General features: G+C 68.8%; 6 protein-coding genes and 1 pseudogene. 5 read left to right on the top strand and 2 right to left on the bottom strand.

What is annotated here, in order from left to right; all coding sequences use genetic code 11:
• From GPJ59_RS12120 to GPJ59_RS12100, 5 genes and pseudogenes are all read left to right on the top strand, one after another.
• Nucleotides 1–516, top strand: a pseudogene (locus GPJ59_RS12120) (hypothetical protein); the annotation flags it as partial.
• 184 nt (nt 517–700) lie between these two features.
• On the top strand, nt 701–1,903 hold the full coding sequence (gene mqnC / locus GPJ59_RS12115) for a cyclic dehypoxanthinyl futalosine synthase (protein WP_219667049.1): 1,203 nt from the start codon (nt 701–703) through the stop codon (nt 1,901–1,903).
• Between the two features lie 13 nt (nt 1,904–1,916).
• Nucleotides 1,917–2,567, top strand: coding sequence for an imidazolonepropionase-like domain-containing protein (locus GPJ59_RS12110; RefSeq protein WP_219667047.1), 651 nt, complete (start codon nt 1,917–1,919; stop codon nt 2,565–2,567).
• Between the two features lie 327 nt (nt 2,568–2,894).
• Complete coding sequence (locus GPJ59_RS12105) at nt 2,895–3,593, top strand: demethylmenaquinone methyltransferase (protein WP_219667046.1); 699 nt, start codon at nt 2,895–2,897, stop codon at nt 3,591–3,593.
• Between the two features lie 8 nt (nt 3,594–3,601).
• Nucleotides 3,602–4,522 carry a glutaminase gene (locus tag GPJ59_RS12100; RefSeq protein ID WP_219667052.1) on the top strand — a complete coding sequence of 307 codons (921 nt, stop codon included), beginning with the start codon at nt 3,602–3,604 and terminating at the stop codon, nt 4,520–4,522.
• 604 nt (nt 4,523–5,126) lie between these two features.
• Here the strand turns inward: GPJ59_RS12100 and GPJ59_RS12095 are convergent.
• On the bottom strand, nt 5,127–5,642 hold the full coding sequence (locus GPJ59_RS12095; RefSeq protein ID WP_219667045.1) for an SMI1/KNR4 family protein: 516 nt from the start codon (nt 5,640–5,642) through the stop codon (nt 5,127–5,129).
• Nucleotides 5,643–5,671: 29 nt separating this feature from the next.
• On the bottom strand, nt 5,672–15,574 hold the full coding sequence (locus tag GPJ59_RS12090; protein ID WP_258024269.1) for a LamG-like jellyroll fold domain-containing protein: 9,903 nt from the start codon (nt 15,572–15,574) through the stop codon (nt 5,672–5,674).
• Between the last annotated feature and the right edge of the window lie 627 nt (nt 15,575–16,201).

Genomic DNA, 16,201 nt, shown 5'->3' with positions numbered 1-16,201 from the left:
CTGTACAGCATGGGCCTGCTGCCCGGCACCGGCGGCAAGTCCGGCGCCCAGGCCGAGGGCTCCAGCACCCGCCCGCCGGCCGCCAGCGGCTCGGACGCGGCCACCCCGCGGCCGACGCCGAGCGGCAGCAGCACGGGGCAGCCGCCGTCCCGTGACAGCGTGCCCAAGGAGCTGGTCGGCACCTGGAAGGGCTCGGTCACCAGCAACCTGGGGCTGCCGTCGACGTTCGAGATCACCATCCGGGAGGGCCGCAAGGGCGAGGTCGTCGGGCGCGACAAGTCGGTCCTGAACCTCTTCGGCACGGAGTACGACTGCAGCGGCGACTGGAAGCTGGCCTCGGCCACGGACCGCTCCCTCGTCCTCGACACCGTCGGCGGCACCAACCCGCACCCCGGCATCTGCTCCAACGGCTCCGCAGACGAGCGGTTCACCCTCAACGAGGGCGGCACCCTGCACTACCGGTCGGGCGACCGGGCGGCGGGCAATCCCGAGGGCGACCTGACGCGAAGCCCCTGAAAAGCGGCACGGGCCCCTGGCGTAGGCTGGCCCGGTCCGGACCTTGACACATGACGTACGACGTATGACGACGACGGCGTGACGTGTGACGTGTGACGTGTGACGTGTCACGCCGCGCCCCGTGCGCGCGTGACCGACGACGTACGCCGACCCCGTCGACCCGCCTCCGAAAGGTGACGCACCGGTGACCGACCAGGCCGCTCTCCAGTCTGTCCTCGACCGCGCCGCCGCCGGGGGCCGGATCACCCCGCAGGAGGCGCTCGACCTCTACCGCCACGCGCCGCTGCACGCCCTCGGCTCCGCCGCGGACACCGCGCGCCGCCGCCGCTACGCGGGTACGGAGCACATCGCGACGTACATCATCGAGCGCAACATCAACTACACCAACGTCTGCGTGACGGCCTGCAAGTTCTGCGCGTTCTACGCCGCGCCCAAAGACACGAAGAAGGGCTGGAGCCGCGACCTCGACGACATCCTGCGCCGCTGCGCGGAGACCGTCGAACTGGGCGGCACCCAGATCATGTTCCAGGGCGGGCACCACCCGGACTACGGCGTGGAGTACTACGAGGAGCACTTCTCCGCCATCAAGAAGGCGTTCCCGCAGCTGGTCATCCACTCCCTCGGCGCGTCCGAGGTCGAGCACATGGCCCGGATCTCGGGCGTCAGCGCCGAGGAGGCCATCCGCCGGATCCACGCGGCCGGCCTGGACTCCTTCGCGGGCGCCGGCGCCGAGCTGCTGCCGGAGCGGCCGCGCAAGGCGATCGCGCCGCTGAAGGAGTCCGGCGAGCGCTGGCTGGAGATCATGGAGATCGCCCACGGCCTGGGCGTCGAGTCCACCTCCACGATGCTGATGGGCACCGGCGAGACCAACGCCGAGCGGATCGAGCACATGCGGATGATCCGCGACGTGCAGGGCCGGACGGGCGGCTTCCGGGCCTTCATCCCGTACACGTACCAGCCGGAGAACAACCACCTCAAGGGCCGCACGCAGGCCACGATCTTCGAGTACCTGCGGATGATCGCGATCGCCCGGCTCTTCCTGGACAACATCGCCCACATCCAGGGCTCCTGGCTGACCGTCGGCAAGGAGGCCGGCCAGCTCTCGCTGCACTACGGCGCGGACGACCTGGGCTCGATCATGCTGGAGGAGAACGTGGTCTCCTCGGCCGGCGCCAAGCACCGCTCCAACCGCCAGGAGATCATCGACCTGATCCGCAAGGCGGGGCGTACGCCGGCGCAGCGCGCGACGACGTACGAGCACCTGGCCGTGCACGACGACCCGGCGAACGACCCGGTCGACGACCGCGTGGTCTCGCACATCTCCTCGACCGCGCTCGAAGGCGGCACGGCGCACCCCGAGCTGAAGCTCGTCCCCACGACGAACTGATGACCACGAACTGATGCTCACGCTCCACACCGCCGACCTGCTCGTCCCCGCGGCGAGCGCCGAGCCGGTCCCGCACGGCGCGGTCCTGGTGGACGGCGACCGGATCGCCGGCCTGGGCCCCTACGAGGACCTCGCCGCGGCCTACCCGCACGCCCGCACCCGGCGCTGGCCGGGGCTGCTCACGCCGGGCCTGGTCGCACACGGGGTGCGGGCGCTGCTGGAGGAGACCTACTACCCGGACGGCCGGACCGAGGCCGAGCTCGGCACGGAGCCGCTGCGGGGCGCGGCCCTGGCGGCGCTGGGGCCGCTGAGCGAGGCGCGGCGGGGCCACAGCGCGCGGCGCGGCACGCAGAAGCTCCTTGCGCGGGGCGTGGTCGCGGTGACCGGGGAGTTGACCGTGGCGTCGGTCCGTACGGCGGTGGCGCGGTCGGGGCTGGTGCTGGCGGGGCCTGGCTCTGCCTCTGCCTCGTCCGGGGAGCCTTCGCCGGACCCGTTCGCGGGGTGTTCGGCGGCGGCCGAGGCGTACTACGGGGGCCTGGGCGTCGGGGCGCCGGCGCGGTTCGCGGCGTTCGCCGTGGCGGACGAGGCGGAGTTGCTGGCCGAGGGCGCGACGACCTGCGTGGCCACGGTGGTGGACGGCCGCCTCCTCCACCGCCGCCGCTGACCGCTGCGCGGAGCTGTTCCCCACCCCGCCCCTTCCCGAACCGGGGCTGCCGCCCCGGGCCCCGCCTTCGGGGGCTCCGCCCCCGTACCCCCGCGCCTCAAACGCCGGCGGGGCTGGATCAACCAGGGGCGCGGGAAACTGCGCGACCAGCCACAACGCACCGGCACATCCGTCACGGCCGGCAAGGCCCCGAACAGGGGTGGGGTCCGGGGCGGAGCCCCGGTTCGGGAAGGGGCGGGTAGGGGAAAGGCCCCGCGCAGCGGTCGGGCCCGGCCCTGCCAGAATGGGCGGGACATAACCGGACCGAGACGAGCGAGGCCGACAGACGTGACCCGCGCCCAACTGGACAAGCAGCCGCACGAAGTCGCCTCCATGTTCGACGACGTCGCCGCGAACTACGACCTCACCAACGACGTGATCTCCCTCGGCCAGGCCCGCCTCTGGCGCAAGGCCGTCGCCCGGGCCGTGGACGCCCGCCCCGGCCAGAAGGTCCTCGACCTCGCCGCCGGCACGGCCACCAGCTCCCTGCCCTTCGCCGCGACCGGCGCGTACACCGTGCCCTGCGACTTCTCCCTCGGCATGCTGCGCGAGGGCAAGAAGCGGCACTCCTGGCTGCCGCTGACCGCCGGCGACGCCACCCGCCTGCCCTTCCGGGACGACGTCTTCGACACCGTCACCATCTCCTTCGGTCTGCGCAACGTCCACGACACCGACGCCGCGCTGCGCGAGCTGTACCGGGTGACCAAGCCCGGCGGCAAGGTGGTCATCTGCGAGTTCTCCCGGCCGACCTGGACGCCGTTCCGGACCGTGTACATGGAGTACCTGATGCGCGCCCTGCCCCCGGTGGCCCGTACCGTCTCCTCCAACCCGGACGCGTACGTGTACCTCGCCGAGTCCATCCGCGAGTGGCCGGACCAGCCCGCGCTGGCCGCGCTGCTGCGGAAGGCCGGCTGGGAGAAGACCGCCTGGCGCAACCTGACGGGCGGGGTCGTGGCCCTGCACCGCGGGTTCAAGACCCAGGGCTGAACGCCGTGGTGGACGCGCCGGACTACCCGGCCCTGCTGGAGCGGATCGCGGCGGACGTCGCCCCGCTCGTCGGCAGCGGCACCCCCGCCGAGTACATCCCGGCCCTCGCCGACGTGGACCCGCGGCAGTTCGGGATGGCCGTCGCCGACCTCGACGGCAACGTCCACGGGGTGGGCGACTGGCGGGTCCCGTTCTCGGCGCAGTCCGTCACCAAGGTCTTCGCGCTCGCCCTCGCCCTCGCCGAGGGCGGCGACAGCCTGTGGGAGCGGGTCGGCCGCGAGCCGTCCGGCAACCCGTTCAACTCCCTGGTCCAGCTGGAGTACGAGAACGGCATCCCGCGCAACCCCTTCATCAACGCGGGCGCCCTGGTGGTCACCGACCGGCTGCAGACCCTGACCGGCGACGCCAGCAGCGAACTGCTCGAATTCCTGCGGCAGGAGAGCGGCAACCCCGCCGTCGGCTTCGACCCCGAGGTCGCCGCCTCCGAGCACGAGCACGGCGACCGCAACGCGGCCGTGGCCCACTTCATGGCCAGCTACGGCAACATCGACAACCCGGTCCCGGCCCTCCTCGACCACTACTTCTGGCAGTGCTCGATCGAGATGACCTGCGCCGACATGGCCCTGGCCGCCCGCTTCCTGGCCCGCCACGGCCTGCGCGCGGACGGCTCCCGCCTGCTGACCCGCAGCGAGGCCAAGCAGATCAACGCGGTCATGCTCACCTGCGGCACGTACGACGCGGCGGGCGAGTTCGCCTACCGCGTCGGCCTGCCCGGCAAGAGCGGCGTGGGCGGCGGCATCGTCGCCGTGGTCCCCGGCACCTGCACCCTCGCCGTCTGGAGCCCGGGCCTCGACGCCCGAGGCAACTCGGTAGCAGGCGTAGCCGCCCTGGACCGCTTCACCACCTTGACGGGCCTGTCGGTCTTCTAACGGCATCGCCACACGACCGGATGGGGACGCGGTCTAAATCAGCGGCGAACCGTCCACGCTGCACCAGCCGGAAAAGACTGGCGGCCAATCCGGCGGAAGCTCCCTGAGATCTGCGATCCTCCAAAGGAATTCGGTCACACTCCCAGAGAATACGCTCAGGTTGGCGCGGTGCCGATGTGCGACCACGACTGACCAATCTCCGTCACCGACGGGAAGGTCCAGCAGACAGGGGACGTGGCAATCAACGTTGAGACCACGGTTCTCCTTGGCCTGCAGGTGAACGTAGTCAGGTATACCCGAGCCTGGATCTCCGTAGACAACAGTGACAATGTACGTCCCCGTCTGCCCACCCTTGAATTCCCTGGTGATCCGGTTCTCGATTCTGTCATCACTGGACTGCTTGCGTCCTTGTGGAGAGGCGTCAAATCCCATTGCCATGCGCTCCTACTGCCATCCTCCATGGATTCACTTCCATGAAATGGCGAGATAGGTCACGCCCCACCCGTCGAATGCGAGACCAATCGCTACCGCGAAACCACGAAACCCCAGGTCACAGTCACGACCTGGAGTCTCGATCTAACCCGGAACGGTTCATCAGCCTGCTTCAACCTTGATTGGAGGATGGTTGATAGAACGGTGGGCCATATTCGGCGACGCCGAACTGGAAATCTAGATCGGTCAGCGCTCTGAAGACGAACTCAGACGCCGACATATTGAATTCCGACCACTCGCCCTCGGAATCCTGTACGACGATCGGCCACTCCTCGTGCGGTGCGCTGCTCGCTAGCCAGTAGATCTGGCACTCACTGTACGTGTCCGCCCATGGAAGGAGGCCGCTTCCGCCAGCTTCGTAAACCCCGTAGTGCTCAAGCTCGGCTGCGGCGAACGGGTTTTCTTGCATGATTCGCTGCAGCGACCGCCACTGATTCAGGAGGGTCAATTCCGAACCCCCTGGCGACGAAGCGATCTCGAGGAATCCACTGAACGCGCCCCGACCGAAGGTCTCGCACAGCGCCTTGAAGTCTTCTGGGAGGGTGCAGTGTAGCTCATCCTCAACTTCCTCCCAGGAGATCTCCAGCGACAGGGGATCCCAATGAAGTCGGTTTACAATCTCTTGCACCCAATTCACGGCGGCCCACGACCTTCCCTCTAATGGCGGTAGTTTTTAACTACAGCATATCCGGCACCCTCCCGGTTTCCGATCCATCCTATGTGTATGCGGACCGGAATGGGGTCATCTCCCACATACTCGGGGGTTACGCTGTAGTAGATGGTCTCACCAGATTCGACTCTTCTCGCGATCCTGGCCTCGATGGATGACATGTCAGGTGCGTTCGACTTGTTGTAGAGAGGGACCAGATTGCGGGCGTCTTCTCCCGACCCTCCAACGGACTTGGCAATCAGGTGTCCGCGCTGCAATCCCCCGCCGGGACTCCAGCCCCGCGGGAAGTTATTCCAGCCGGAATTCCTATCGAACGGAAATTCGGTGCCTGTGCCTACCAGGTTCGTTGACCCTGTGTCGAATTTCCAGTTCCCCTTATCGTCCTCATAGTTATAATCCCCCCGATTCAAGCAGGCGCGGGCGCCCTGCGCGCGGCCACGACTGTCAAGTGGCATGTAATAGATCGCAGAGTTCCCCTTCTTGCAGTCGTGTCGGTCGACAGGCGACCTGTCGAACTCACTTTCGTTCACCGCATCCGGAGTCAGATGGGCGCCGAGACTGTAATCGGCCGCGATGTCTCCCTCAGGAGTGAACCCGAGGTTTTCCTCGTACAGCCTGAGGAGATCCGCGGCACCGAAGACACCCTGCCAGCCATCTCCAAGTGTCCACGTCGCATCGCGAACTGCGAGGCCAGCCTTTTCCGGGATGTGCTTAGGGGCCGGTGCTGGGTGGGAGCCGCGGTTGGGGTTTTGCGGGGTCTGGGGGCGCTGAGGTGTGGTGGTGCCGGGCTTGGTGCCGGTGGTCTTGGTGCCGCCCGACTTCGCGCCGGTGTTGCGGGAGCCGGGGCTTTTGCTGGTGTTGCCGCGGCCGGGGGTCGCCTTTCCGCCGGGGCCTTTGGGGCCGCCGGGACGGGTGCTGCCTCGTGGGCTGCTGGGGCGGGAGTTGTTCCTTGCGTTTGCTTCGGTGCGGCTGCGGGCGCTCTGCGTCTTCGGCGTGCTCTGCTCTTGGCGGGCCCGGTTGGACCTGCGTGCTTCTGCTTCGGTGCGGCTGCGCGCACTCTGGCCGGCAGGGGCCCTTGAACCGCGGCTGGTCGAAGTGCCACGGCCTCCACGGACAGGGATACCGAATCCCCCGGTACCTCCGCCGCCGCCACCGGCGTCGCGCAGGTTCTGGTGCCCGGACGGGTCGGTGCCGTTGAGTGGGCCGCCGGCGGCGTAGGCGTAGCGGTTGGCTTCGAGGGCGTTCTCGGTGGGGTCGAGTTGCCAGGTGTCGCGGCTGGTGAAGCTGCCGATGCCGGGCTGGTACCAGCGGGCGGCCATGTTGACCTCGTTGGTGGCGGGGTCGGTCCAGCCGGACTGGTAGCCGATGTCGGGGTTGGCGCCGGCGGTGGCAGTGATCTTGCCGAAGGGGTCGTAGGCGCGGGAGCCCGTGATGGTGGTGCCGTCGGGGGTGAGGCTGGCGACGAGGTCGGTGTGGCGGTCGGTGACGCTCAGGTTCGCGCTGGCCGGTGTGCTGGTAGTGGTGGACGCCAGGAGGCTGCCGACGGGGGTGCGGGTGTACGTGGTGGCGGCGTCGGTGACGAGGTTGTTGGAGCCGCCGTCGTAAGTGAAGGCGGTGCCGTTGTGGGTCAGGACGCGGTCGAGGGAGTCGTAGGTGAAGGTGCTGGTGCCGTTGGTGATGGTGCGTTCGAAGGCGTCGGACTGGATCTGGCGGGGGGTTCCGCCGTTGGTGGTGACGGTCTTCTCGGTGCCGCGGGCGCTGTAGGCGTAGGTTTCGGGTCCCCAGGTCTCCAGGCGGTTGCGTGAGTCGTAGGCGGCGGCGGTCGTACCGCGTTTGGTGAGGTTGCCGGCGTCGTCCCACTCGTAGGGGGTTGTGGTGGTGCCGTCGCTCCAGGACGTCATGCGGCCTGCGAGGTCGTGGCCGTAGGTGTGGGCGGCGGCGCCTGCGGTGCCGGTGGTGGTCTTGCTGGTGAGCTGGTCGACCAGGTCGTAGCCGTACTCCAGGCCCTGCACGGCCTCGCCGGTTGCGCGGGTGACGGCGTCCTTGGTGGGGCGGCCGAGGCTGTCGTAGGTGTAGGCGCGCTGGGCGGTGGTCTGGTACTGGCCTGCGTTCGGCCGGGTGTACTGCTGCAGGGTGAGGCGGCCTGCTGCGTCGTAGTCGGAGTGGGTGCGGGTGCCGGTCAGCGGGTCGGTGGTGGTGTCGAGGCGGCCGGCGGTGTCGTAGGTGAACGTGGTGGTTCCGGCGGCGTCCTTGCGGGAGGTCATCATGCCGTCGGCGTCGTAGGTGTACTCCGAGGTGCCGGCGGGGCCCGCGGTGGTCAGGAGCTGGCCTCGGTCGTTGTAGGTGTAGAGGTTGTCGGTCAGGAGGGTGGAGCCGCCGGCCTTGGTCATGCGGCCTGCCAGGTCGTAGCCGAGGGTGCGGGGGCGGGTTGCGACAGCGGTCCCGGAACCGGTCTCGTCGGTCAGTCGGCCGAGACCGTCGTAGGTGCGCTGGCGCTTGACACCTCCGGGCAGAAGCTCGGTGACAGCCTGGCCGGCGGCGTCGTAGATGGTTGTCCAGGTGCGGACGTCCTCGTTCCAGTGCTGGCTGGTCGCCGGCTCCACCGTGGACTCGGGAAGGCCCCAGGCGTTGAACGTGTAGTGGGTGGTGTTGCCGCGGCCGTCGGTCAGGCGGGTGCGGTTGCCGACCGCGTCGTAGCCGAAGGTCGTGGTGATCGACTTGGTCGATGTAGCCGGGAGGACCTGCTGGGTCATCTGGCCCAGGGCGTCGTAGGTGTAGGTCGACCGTGCGCCCTTGGCGTCGACGTCGGCGATCAGGTTGCCGTCCGCGTCGTATTCGGAGGTGGCGGTGCGCAGGGGCGTGCTGCCGGTGCCGTAGTCGGTGACGGCGGTGGGCTGGCCCGCGAGGTTGTAGGCGGTGTGGGTGCGGCGGCCGGTCGGATCCTTGATCTCGGTGGTGCGGCCCAGGCTGTCGTAGGTGAAGGTGGTCGTCCCGCCCGCCGGGTCGACGGCCTTCAGGACTTCGCCTGCCGCGTTGTGCTCTGCGGTGCTGCGGCGGCCTTCGGGGGTGACGGAGGCGGTCTGGTTGCCCGCGTCGTCCCAGTGGTAGCGGGTGGTGAGGTTCTGGAGGGTGGGCTTGCGCTCGACGGTGGTGGCGGTGAGCTGGCGGCCGAGTTGGTCGTAGGTGGCTGTGGTGCGGGAGCCGGTCGGGTCGGTGGCGGAGAGCTGGAGGCCGGTGGGGGTCCAGGTGAAGGTGGACAGGCCGCCGCCGTTGATGCCCTTGATCTCGCCGGGCTGGCTCGGGGTCGTGCCCGTGGGGTCGGCCACGGGGTCGGTCCTGCGTACGAGCTGGTCGAGCTGGTCGTACTCGTAGTGGGTGGTGCGGCCGAGTGCGTCAGCGGTGGAGGTGGGGCGGCCGAGCTTGTCGTAAGTGGTGCGGGTGGTCGAGGTGATCGTGGTGCCGCCCGGCGGGGTGTAGTCGGGGAGGGTGACGGCGGTGGGCCGGCCCAGGGAGTCGACCTCGGTCCGGGCGGTGTGGCCGCGGGCGTCGCGGGCGTCGGTGATGTCGCCGAAGGTGTTGTAGCCGATCGTGGAGGTCGGGGCGACAGTGGTGGCGGGGGTGTCCTTCTGCTCGGCCTGGACCTGTGGCGCGGTCTCCTCGATCAGGCGGCCGAGGATGTCGTAGCGGTTGGTCGTGGTGTTGCCGCGGGGGCTGACTGTGGTGAGGGGGCGGCCGTGTTGGTCGTAGGTTCCGGTGACGGTGCGTGTGCTGGTTCCGTCGGTGAGTGTGGCCTTGGTGGGGTTGCCCGCCGTGTCGTACTCGGTGCTTGCGGTCAGCTTCTTGCCGGTCGCGTCGATGGACTGGGTCTGTTCGGTGATCCGGTCGTCGGCGTCGTACGCGAAGGTGGTGACCCGGTTGAGTCCGTTGGGGTCGAACACGGTGCTGGTCGTACGGCCGGTGGCATCGACTGCGTGGACGGTGGTGCGGCCGCCGGCGGTGGTCTGCTGGATCAGGTTGCCGTCGCCGTCGTAGTTGTTGGACTCCAGGACGATGTCGTGCTTGGTGCCGTCGGACTGGGTGACGTCCTCGGCCGTGGCGGTGGCGGGCAGGCCGTCGTCGAAGTACGTGAAGGTGGTGGTGGCTCCCATGGCGTCGGTGGTCGATGCCAGTCGGCCGGAGGGGTCGTAGGCGTGGGAGACGAGGACGAGATCGTGGGTCTGGCCGGAGGGATCTCCGGTCCAGTCCTTCAGGACCGACTCGGCGAGCTGACCGCGAGAGGTGAAGGCGTGGGTGACGGTGCTGCCGGCGGGGTCGGTCTCCTGAATGACGCGGCCGAGGGCGTCGTGGCCGTAGGTGGTCTCGTTGCCTGCCGCGTCGGTGACGCTGTCGTTGAATCCCCGCTCGTTGTAGCGGTAGGTGGTGGTTCGCTTGGGGTCGCCGCCGGTGGTGTCCTCGGTCGACTCCGTGAGCAGGTATCCGTCGCTGTCGAAGGTGCGTGTGACAAGAGCGGTGTGGGTGATTCCCGTGATCTCGTTCTTGACACCTGGTGCCGTCTCGGACGTGGTCCGGGACATGGCGTTGTAGGTGTAGGTGCTGGTCACGCCTTCCGGGTGGCTCGTGGAGATCTGGGTTTCGGTGAGCTTCCGGCCGATGCCGTCGTAGGTGTACTTGGTCACCAGGCCCGACGGCGCGGTGGCCTGCGCGACATCGCCGCTGGCGTGGTACGCGTAGGACGTGGTTGCTCCGGCAGGCGTCCGCTGGGTGGCCACGAGCCCGGCAGGCGTGGTGCCGCCGCCGACCGCGGCTTCGGTGCCGGTGGTGTAGGTGGTGCGGGTGGTGCGGCCGTCGGCGAGGGTGACGGTATCGGTCAGGCCGAGAGGCGTGTACGAGGTCGTCGTGCGGTGGCGGTTGTCGGTGGGGCTGGTGGAGCGGGCGCTGCGGAGCGCAGTCGGCTTGCCGTTGCGGGGGTCGAGCGGGTCGGCGGCGTTGTAGTGGTACTCGGCGAACGAGGTCCAGCAGGAGTCGGCGTCGCGGCACGTGGTGGTGGAGACCGTGTTGCCGCGCGCGTCGTGACCGGTGACGGTGGAGTGGCCGCCGGGGTCGGTGACGGTGTGGAGGAATCCGCCGGTGTCGTAGGCGTACGCCGTCACTCCGCCCTCCGCGTCGGTACCGGCGATGCGGCGCTGGCCGCGCACGGCGTCGAAGGTGCTGGTGGTCTTGGCCCCGGTGGGGTCCGTGACCGTGACGGAGGCGGCCAGAGCGGACCGGGTCGCGCGGGTGCGTGCGTCGTAGTGACCGGCGATCTGCTCGGCGGTCAGAGGACGCTGGTAGACGGCGACCTCATCGATCTGCCCGGTGAGGTAGCTGATGGCACCCGGGCTGGCGGGCCAGAGGTTGGCGAAGCCCGCACCGACGTAGGTGTGCTGGTCGAGCTGGTGGCTGGCAGGGGCGCCGGTCTTGGCCGCGACCTGGGTGCCGTCCAGGTAGAGGGTCTGGGTGTCGCCCTGGGTGGTGATGACCGCGTGGTGCCAGGCGTCGTCGCTCACGGAGTTCGGTGAAGCGTTGGAGGCGGTCACACCGGGTGAGTAGTACTCGCCGTGGAGTTTGCCGTCGGTGCCGACGTAGAGGATGGGTGTGTAGGTGCAGCAGGCGACAGTGGCGCCGTCGAGGGGACTCTCCTGGGACGCGAAGAGCACGCCGGGCTGACGGGTCTTGAACCACAGCTCCACGCTGAGGTCGGTTCCGGCCATCTGGAGGGGCGGGAGTTCGGCGTAGCCGTCGCCGTTGAACTGGGCAGCGGAACCGTCTCCGGCGCCGAAGACGCCGGTGGTGCCCAGGCTGGTCCTGGTGTAGGTGCCGTGGCCACTGTTGATGGCGACCTTGCTCGTCACTCGGGTGCCGGAGGTTTCGTCCAGGCGCCAGAATCCGGCCGGGGCATCGGCCATGACGGCACCTCGGTACTGGTCGCCGCTGCCGGCGACCAGGCGGGTACGCGCCTTGTAGTGATCGGCAACGGTCTGCGCGTCGAGTTCCTTGGCGTAGAAGGCGGCCTCGTCGAGCTGGCCGTCGAAGTACCGTTCGCCGGCGGACCGGCCGTCCCAGCCGGTGCTGGAGTAACCGGCGCCGAGGTAGGCGTGAGCGAGGGTTTCTGGCTTGGTCAGGCCTGCCAGGTAGCCGATCTTGGTGCCGTCGAGGTACATCGTCTGCCCGGCCGGACCTCCGGTGAGGACGACGTGGTGCCAGGCGTTGTCCGTCACCTTGCCCGGGCTGGTGATCGGGTTGCAGGCACAGCCGTCCCACAGGTGGCCGCGGAGCTTGCCGTCGGCGTCGATGAGGAGGCTGGGGTTGTAGTGGGATGCGGGCGTGCCGAGCTCGGTGTCCTGCAGGCCCAGGAGTACGCCGCCCGGCTTGTCGGCACGGAACCACAGCTCGACGGTGAGGGAGGAGGCGTCGGTGAGCGTTTCGGCCGGGACCGAGATGGCGCCGCGGATGCCGTCGAGGGTGACGGAGCCGTCGTCGCCATCGAGGAAGGCACCGACACCACCGAGGGTGACTCCGTCGCGGTAGGAGCCGTTGCCGCCGCTGGATATCTCGTCCACGGCAGCGGCTCCGCTGGTGTCGCCCAAGCGCCAGTAGTTCACCGGACCCGTCGCGCGAGCGGCGTCGGCGTAGGCCTTCGAGCCGGCGGAATAGGCGGGGGCGGAGATCTGCCAGGCGCCGCCGCTGGCGTCCTTCACCTGGATGGCGCGCTCGGTGTTGTCGTCGTAGACGACCTCACCACCCGTCCGGCCTGAGGGCATGGTCGTCTTGCTCAGCTTCGCCGCTTCCATGCGGCCGGCGAAGTGGCTCTGTACTGTGCCGGCGTCCAGGGCACGGTGGTATACGGCGACGTCGTCCATCAGGCCGTTGAAGTGACGGACTCCCAGACCGGGCATGCCGTCCCATTCGGTGGCCGTGTGGCCCGCCCCGAGGTACGTGTAGGTCTTGCCCGCGTGTTCCACCGGGCCGGTGGTGCTGCCGACCGACTGGCCGTCCAGGTAGAGGGTCTGGCCGGTACCGGTGCTGGTGAGGACCGCATGGTGCCAGGTGTTGTCGGTCACCGGGTCGGGCGAGGTCATCTGACCGGCGGAGCCACCGCCGGTCTTCTCGAAGGAGCCGCGCAGGTGGCCCGCGGAGTCCACGACGAGGACCGGGTTGAAGATCCAGTGTCCCTCGGTCAGCGGCCGGTTCTGGAAACCGAGCAGGACACCACCGGGAGTGCTGGTCTTGAACCACAGCTCCACCGACAGCAGCTTCGACGGCGACAGCGTCGCCTCGGGCAGCTCGACGTAGGAGGTGGTGCCGTTGAACGAGACGGCCTTGTTACCGGTCGCAGCCAGTGCTCCGGTAGCGCCCAGGGTGACGTCGCGGTAGCGGCCGGCGGTCAGGCCGGTGCGGGAGACCGCCTCGCTCGCGGCAGCTTCGCCCTCGGTCTCGTTCAGCCGCCAGTAGGCGGTCGGTCCGCCGTCCAGGACCATGCTGCGGTAGTGGGAGCCAGGAGTGTAGGTGTAGCCGGTGCAAGCCGTGGCCGAGTCGGGTGGGCACACCTTGGAAAGGCGTCCGGCCTCGTAGGCGTAGGTCCAGGTCAGTGCCGGAGCGGAAGGGCCGACGGCGTCGGTGGACACCGAGCTGACGTGGTCGCCGGTCCAGGTGAAGGACAGGTTGCGGCCGGAGACGGAGTCGGTGGCCTTGGCCAGGCGGCCACCGGTGTAGGCCAGCTGCTGCTCGCGACCGTGGCCGTCCTTGATCTTCATCAGCAGGCCGGCCGCGTCGAAGGAGTACAGAGCGGCACTGGGGTCGCGCAGCGTCCAGCCGCCGCCACTTGTCGCGGTGAGGACGCCGACAGAACCGGCGGGCGCGCTGTAGGAGCCGTCCTCGTTACGGCCGAACCGGACCTGGCTGCCGTTCGCCAGCGTGATCACCACGCTGCCGTCGGGTTCGGACAGCGCCCGCATGTCCCAGCGGGTCGTCCAGCCGGCGCCGAAGGCATTGGTGGTGCGGGGATCCTGGGAGTTGTAAGTACGCGTGACGGCCAGCTCAGGTCCCACAGTGGGCACAGCAGCATCGGTTGCCGCACTGACGTAGTTACCTGCCCTCTCGCCAAAGCTGCGGCCGTCGTCAGGACCGCCCAGGTGCGAGGTGATGGCAGGCTGCGGAACCTGCGTGCTCAGGTAGACGGGGCCGGGCCGAGCGGACTGGTCCTGGCCGTCATGGGCGTAGGCGTACCAGGCGTAGGTCTTGGACCAGTTCAGCCAGCCGGCCGGCACCGTCCAGTTCTGTGAAGGGCTGTGGGCGGTCGTCCGGCAGTTCTTCCGCGCGTCCTGCCCTTCGACCTCGCAGACCTCGAACTGGTAGGTCAGCGACGGGTTCGGGTAGCGGTCCATGTCCGCTCCCGCCACCCACAGCGACGGGGTGAGCGTGTCGGCCACCGATCCGCTCGGCGGTGTGACAGCCGTCAGATAGGGCGCGATGTTGACCGCGTCGAACTTCATCCCCGCACCAGGGACGCCCTGCGCGGCGAAGGTGCTCACCCCGTAGTGGTCCATCGTCCAGACCAGGGTGTACGTCGCCGGCGCAAGGGGGGCGATCTTCGCGTCCAGTGTGACCGAGCCGCCCGGAGGCACATCCTGGGGGAGGTCGGTCCAGCGGATCTTGCTCCAGTAGTCGCCGCCGACCTGGTTGCCGGCACCGTCGTAGAGGTCGTAGCGCAGCTTGAAGTTGCTGCCTGCGCCCCATGTCTGCTGGCCACGGTTGGTGACCGTCACCTTGTACGTGCCCTCCGACGTTGCCGTCATCGGGGTGACGAACCCGCCGAGCTGGTACGTCGCGCCGTACGGAGTCCACAGCACGTCCAGGCTGGGCTTCGCGTCGGGGTAGTTGTCGGAACCGAACTGCTTCCAGCCGAGCGAGTCCGTCGTGGATGCCTTCACGGCCAGCCCGTAGTTCGGAGTACGGCCGTGAGTCCAGTCGTCCACGAGCTGCCGGCCCGACTCACCGAGCGGAATGCCCTCCCAGGCAGGAGCACAGGACCAGTTGCTCGCTCCGGCAGGCCTGTAGGCGTGAGCGAAGGACTTCGATCCCAGAGCCGGCCCGGTCGGCGGGCCCGGCCACGCCGAGGTCGTGGTCTCGGACCAGTTCGAGGTGATCTGATGCACCGTCACGGGGCGGGGGGTGCACGAGGAGGACCACGAGTTGTACAGCGACAGCTGGGCGCTGACCACCCATGCGTTCTTCAGGCTACCGCTGTCCAGTCCGTCGAAGCGCAGGAAGCCGGCCGCCTTGTGCCCGCCGCTGTCGTAGGTGCCCGTCTTGATGACGGTGCTGCTGGCGAAGTTCTGGTTGTACGGAGCCTCTACGTAGGTACCCGACGTTGCCTGGACACCTGTGACGGATGGATCCACCCGCACGGGGAAGACCCGCTCGGGAGCGGCCAGCCACTTCTCGTCCAGCGTCACGCGCAGTACCTGCTGGCCGCCCTCCTCGACGAGGCTGTAGGAGACACCGGAGGAGATGGCGCCCTCACGGGACTTTTCCCCAAAGTTGGAGTCCTCCATCCAGCCGGCCGGCATCCAGCCCTGCTGCTTGCCGTCACTGTCGTGGAAGGCAACTCCCCCGTGCCCGTCGAGTCTGGCTGTCAGCCCGGCCAGCGTGAGCGGGAAGCGCCACTCTTTCGGCGCGTTCTTGTCCTTCAGGACCAGCGTCTCCTTTATGGAGTCGCCGTCCGCGATCAGCTCCACATCGCTCGACGCGCGGACATCGGGGTATGTGATCGTGCTGCCGGAAACGATGCCCTGAGCCTGCCGGGCGTCCTGAATGCCGTACCCGATGGAGAACCGCTCGTTGATGCCCATACGGACGAGCGGGGCGCCGTCAGCGTATTCCGAAAAGTAGATCAGGTCATCGGTCGCACGCGACTCCCACCCGGAACCGGAAGCACTCATGGCCTTGATCCCAGCCGAACGTGCAAGAGTGGAATCTATTTCTTTCCAATCACCTTGCGATGAAAGGAAGTTGACCGGCTCGTTGAAGAATCGAGTGGTCCGCGTACCGTCAGCGTTTGCGTATACGCGGGCCCGCTCGGTGCGCGCGCCCGGCACCTCGGCGCTGCGTACGGCGTCGAAGCCACTCGGCGCAGCAGTGGCGGGGGCAGGCACATGCTGGACCTTCGGGGCCTGAGGCTCGGGCCGCTTGCCCAGGTCGGCGCGGCTCGTACCGCCGGCCACCGGCAGCTCGCCAGGTGCCCGCCCGGCTCCGCTGCGCCCACCGTCGGCGACCGCAGCCGTGGAGTCCGCCGAGGCGCTGTGCCCGCGGCCACGGGCGGAACCCCACACCTGGTCGGGGCGCTCACCAGCTCCCGTAATCCTGTGCTCCGCCGCCCACAACCCCGCGGCCACAGCCGCCTGCTCTGTGCCAGCCAGAACCGCCATGGCAAAAGCCAGGGCAAAGACAAGTGGACGCGAAATACGCACAGGAATCCC

The sequence above is a fragment of the Streptomyces bambusae genome (genome assembly GCF_019400985.1).
GTDB classification, from domain to species: domain Bacteria; phylum Actinomycetota; class Actinomycetes; order Streptomycetales; family Streptomycetaceae; genus Streptomyces; species Streptomyces bambusae_A.
Note: the sequence above shows the minus strand (reverse complement) of the source record. Positions and strands in the feature narration are given on the sequence as shown.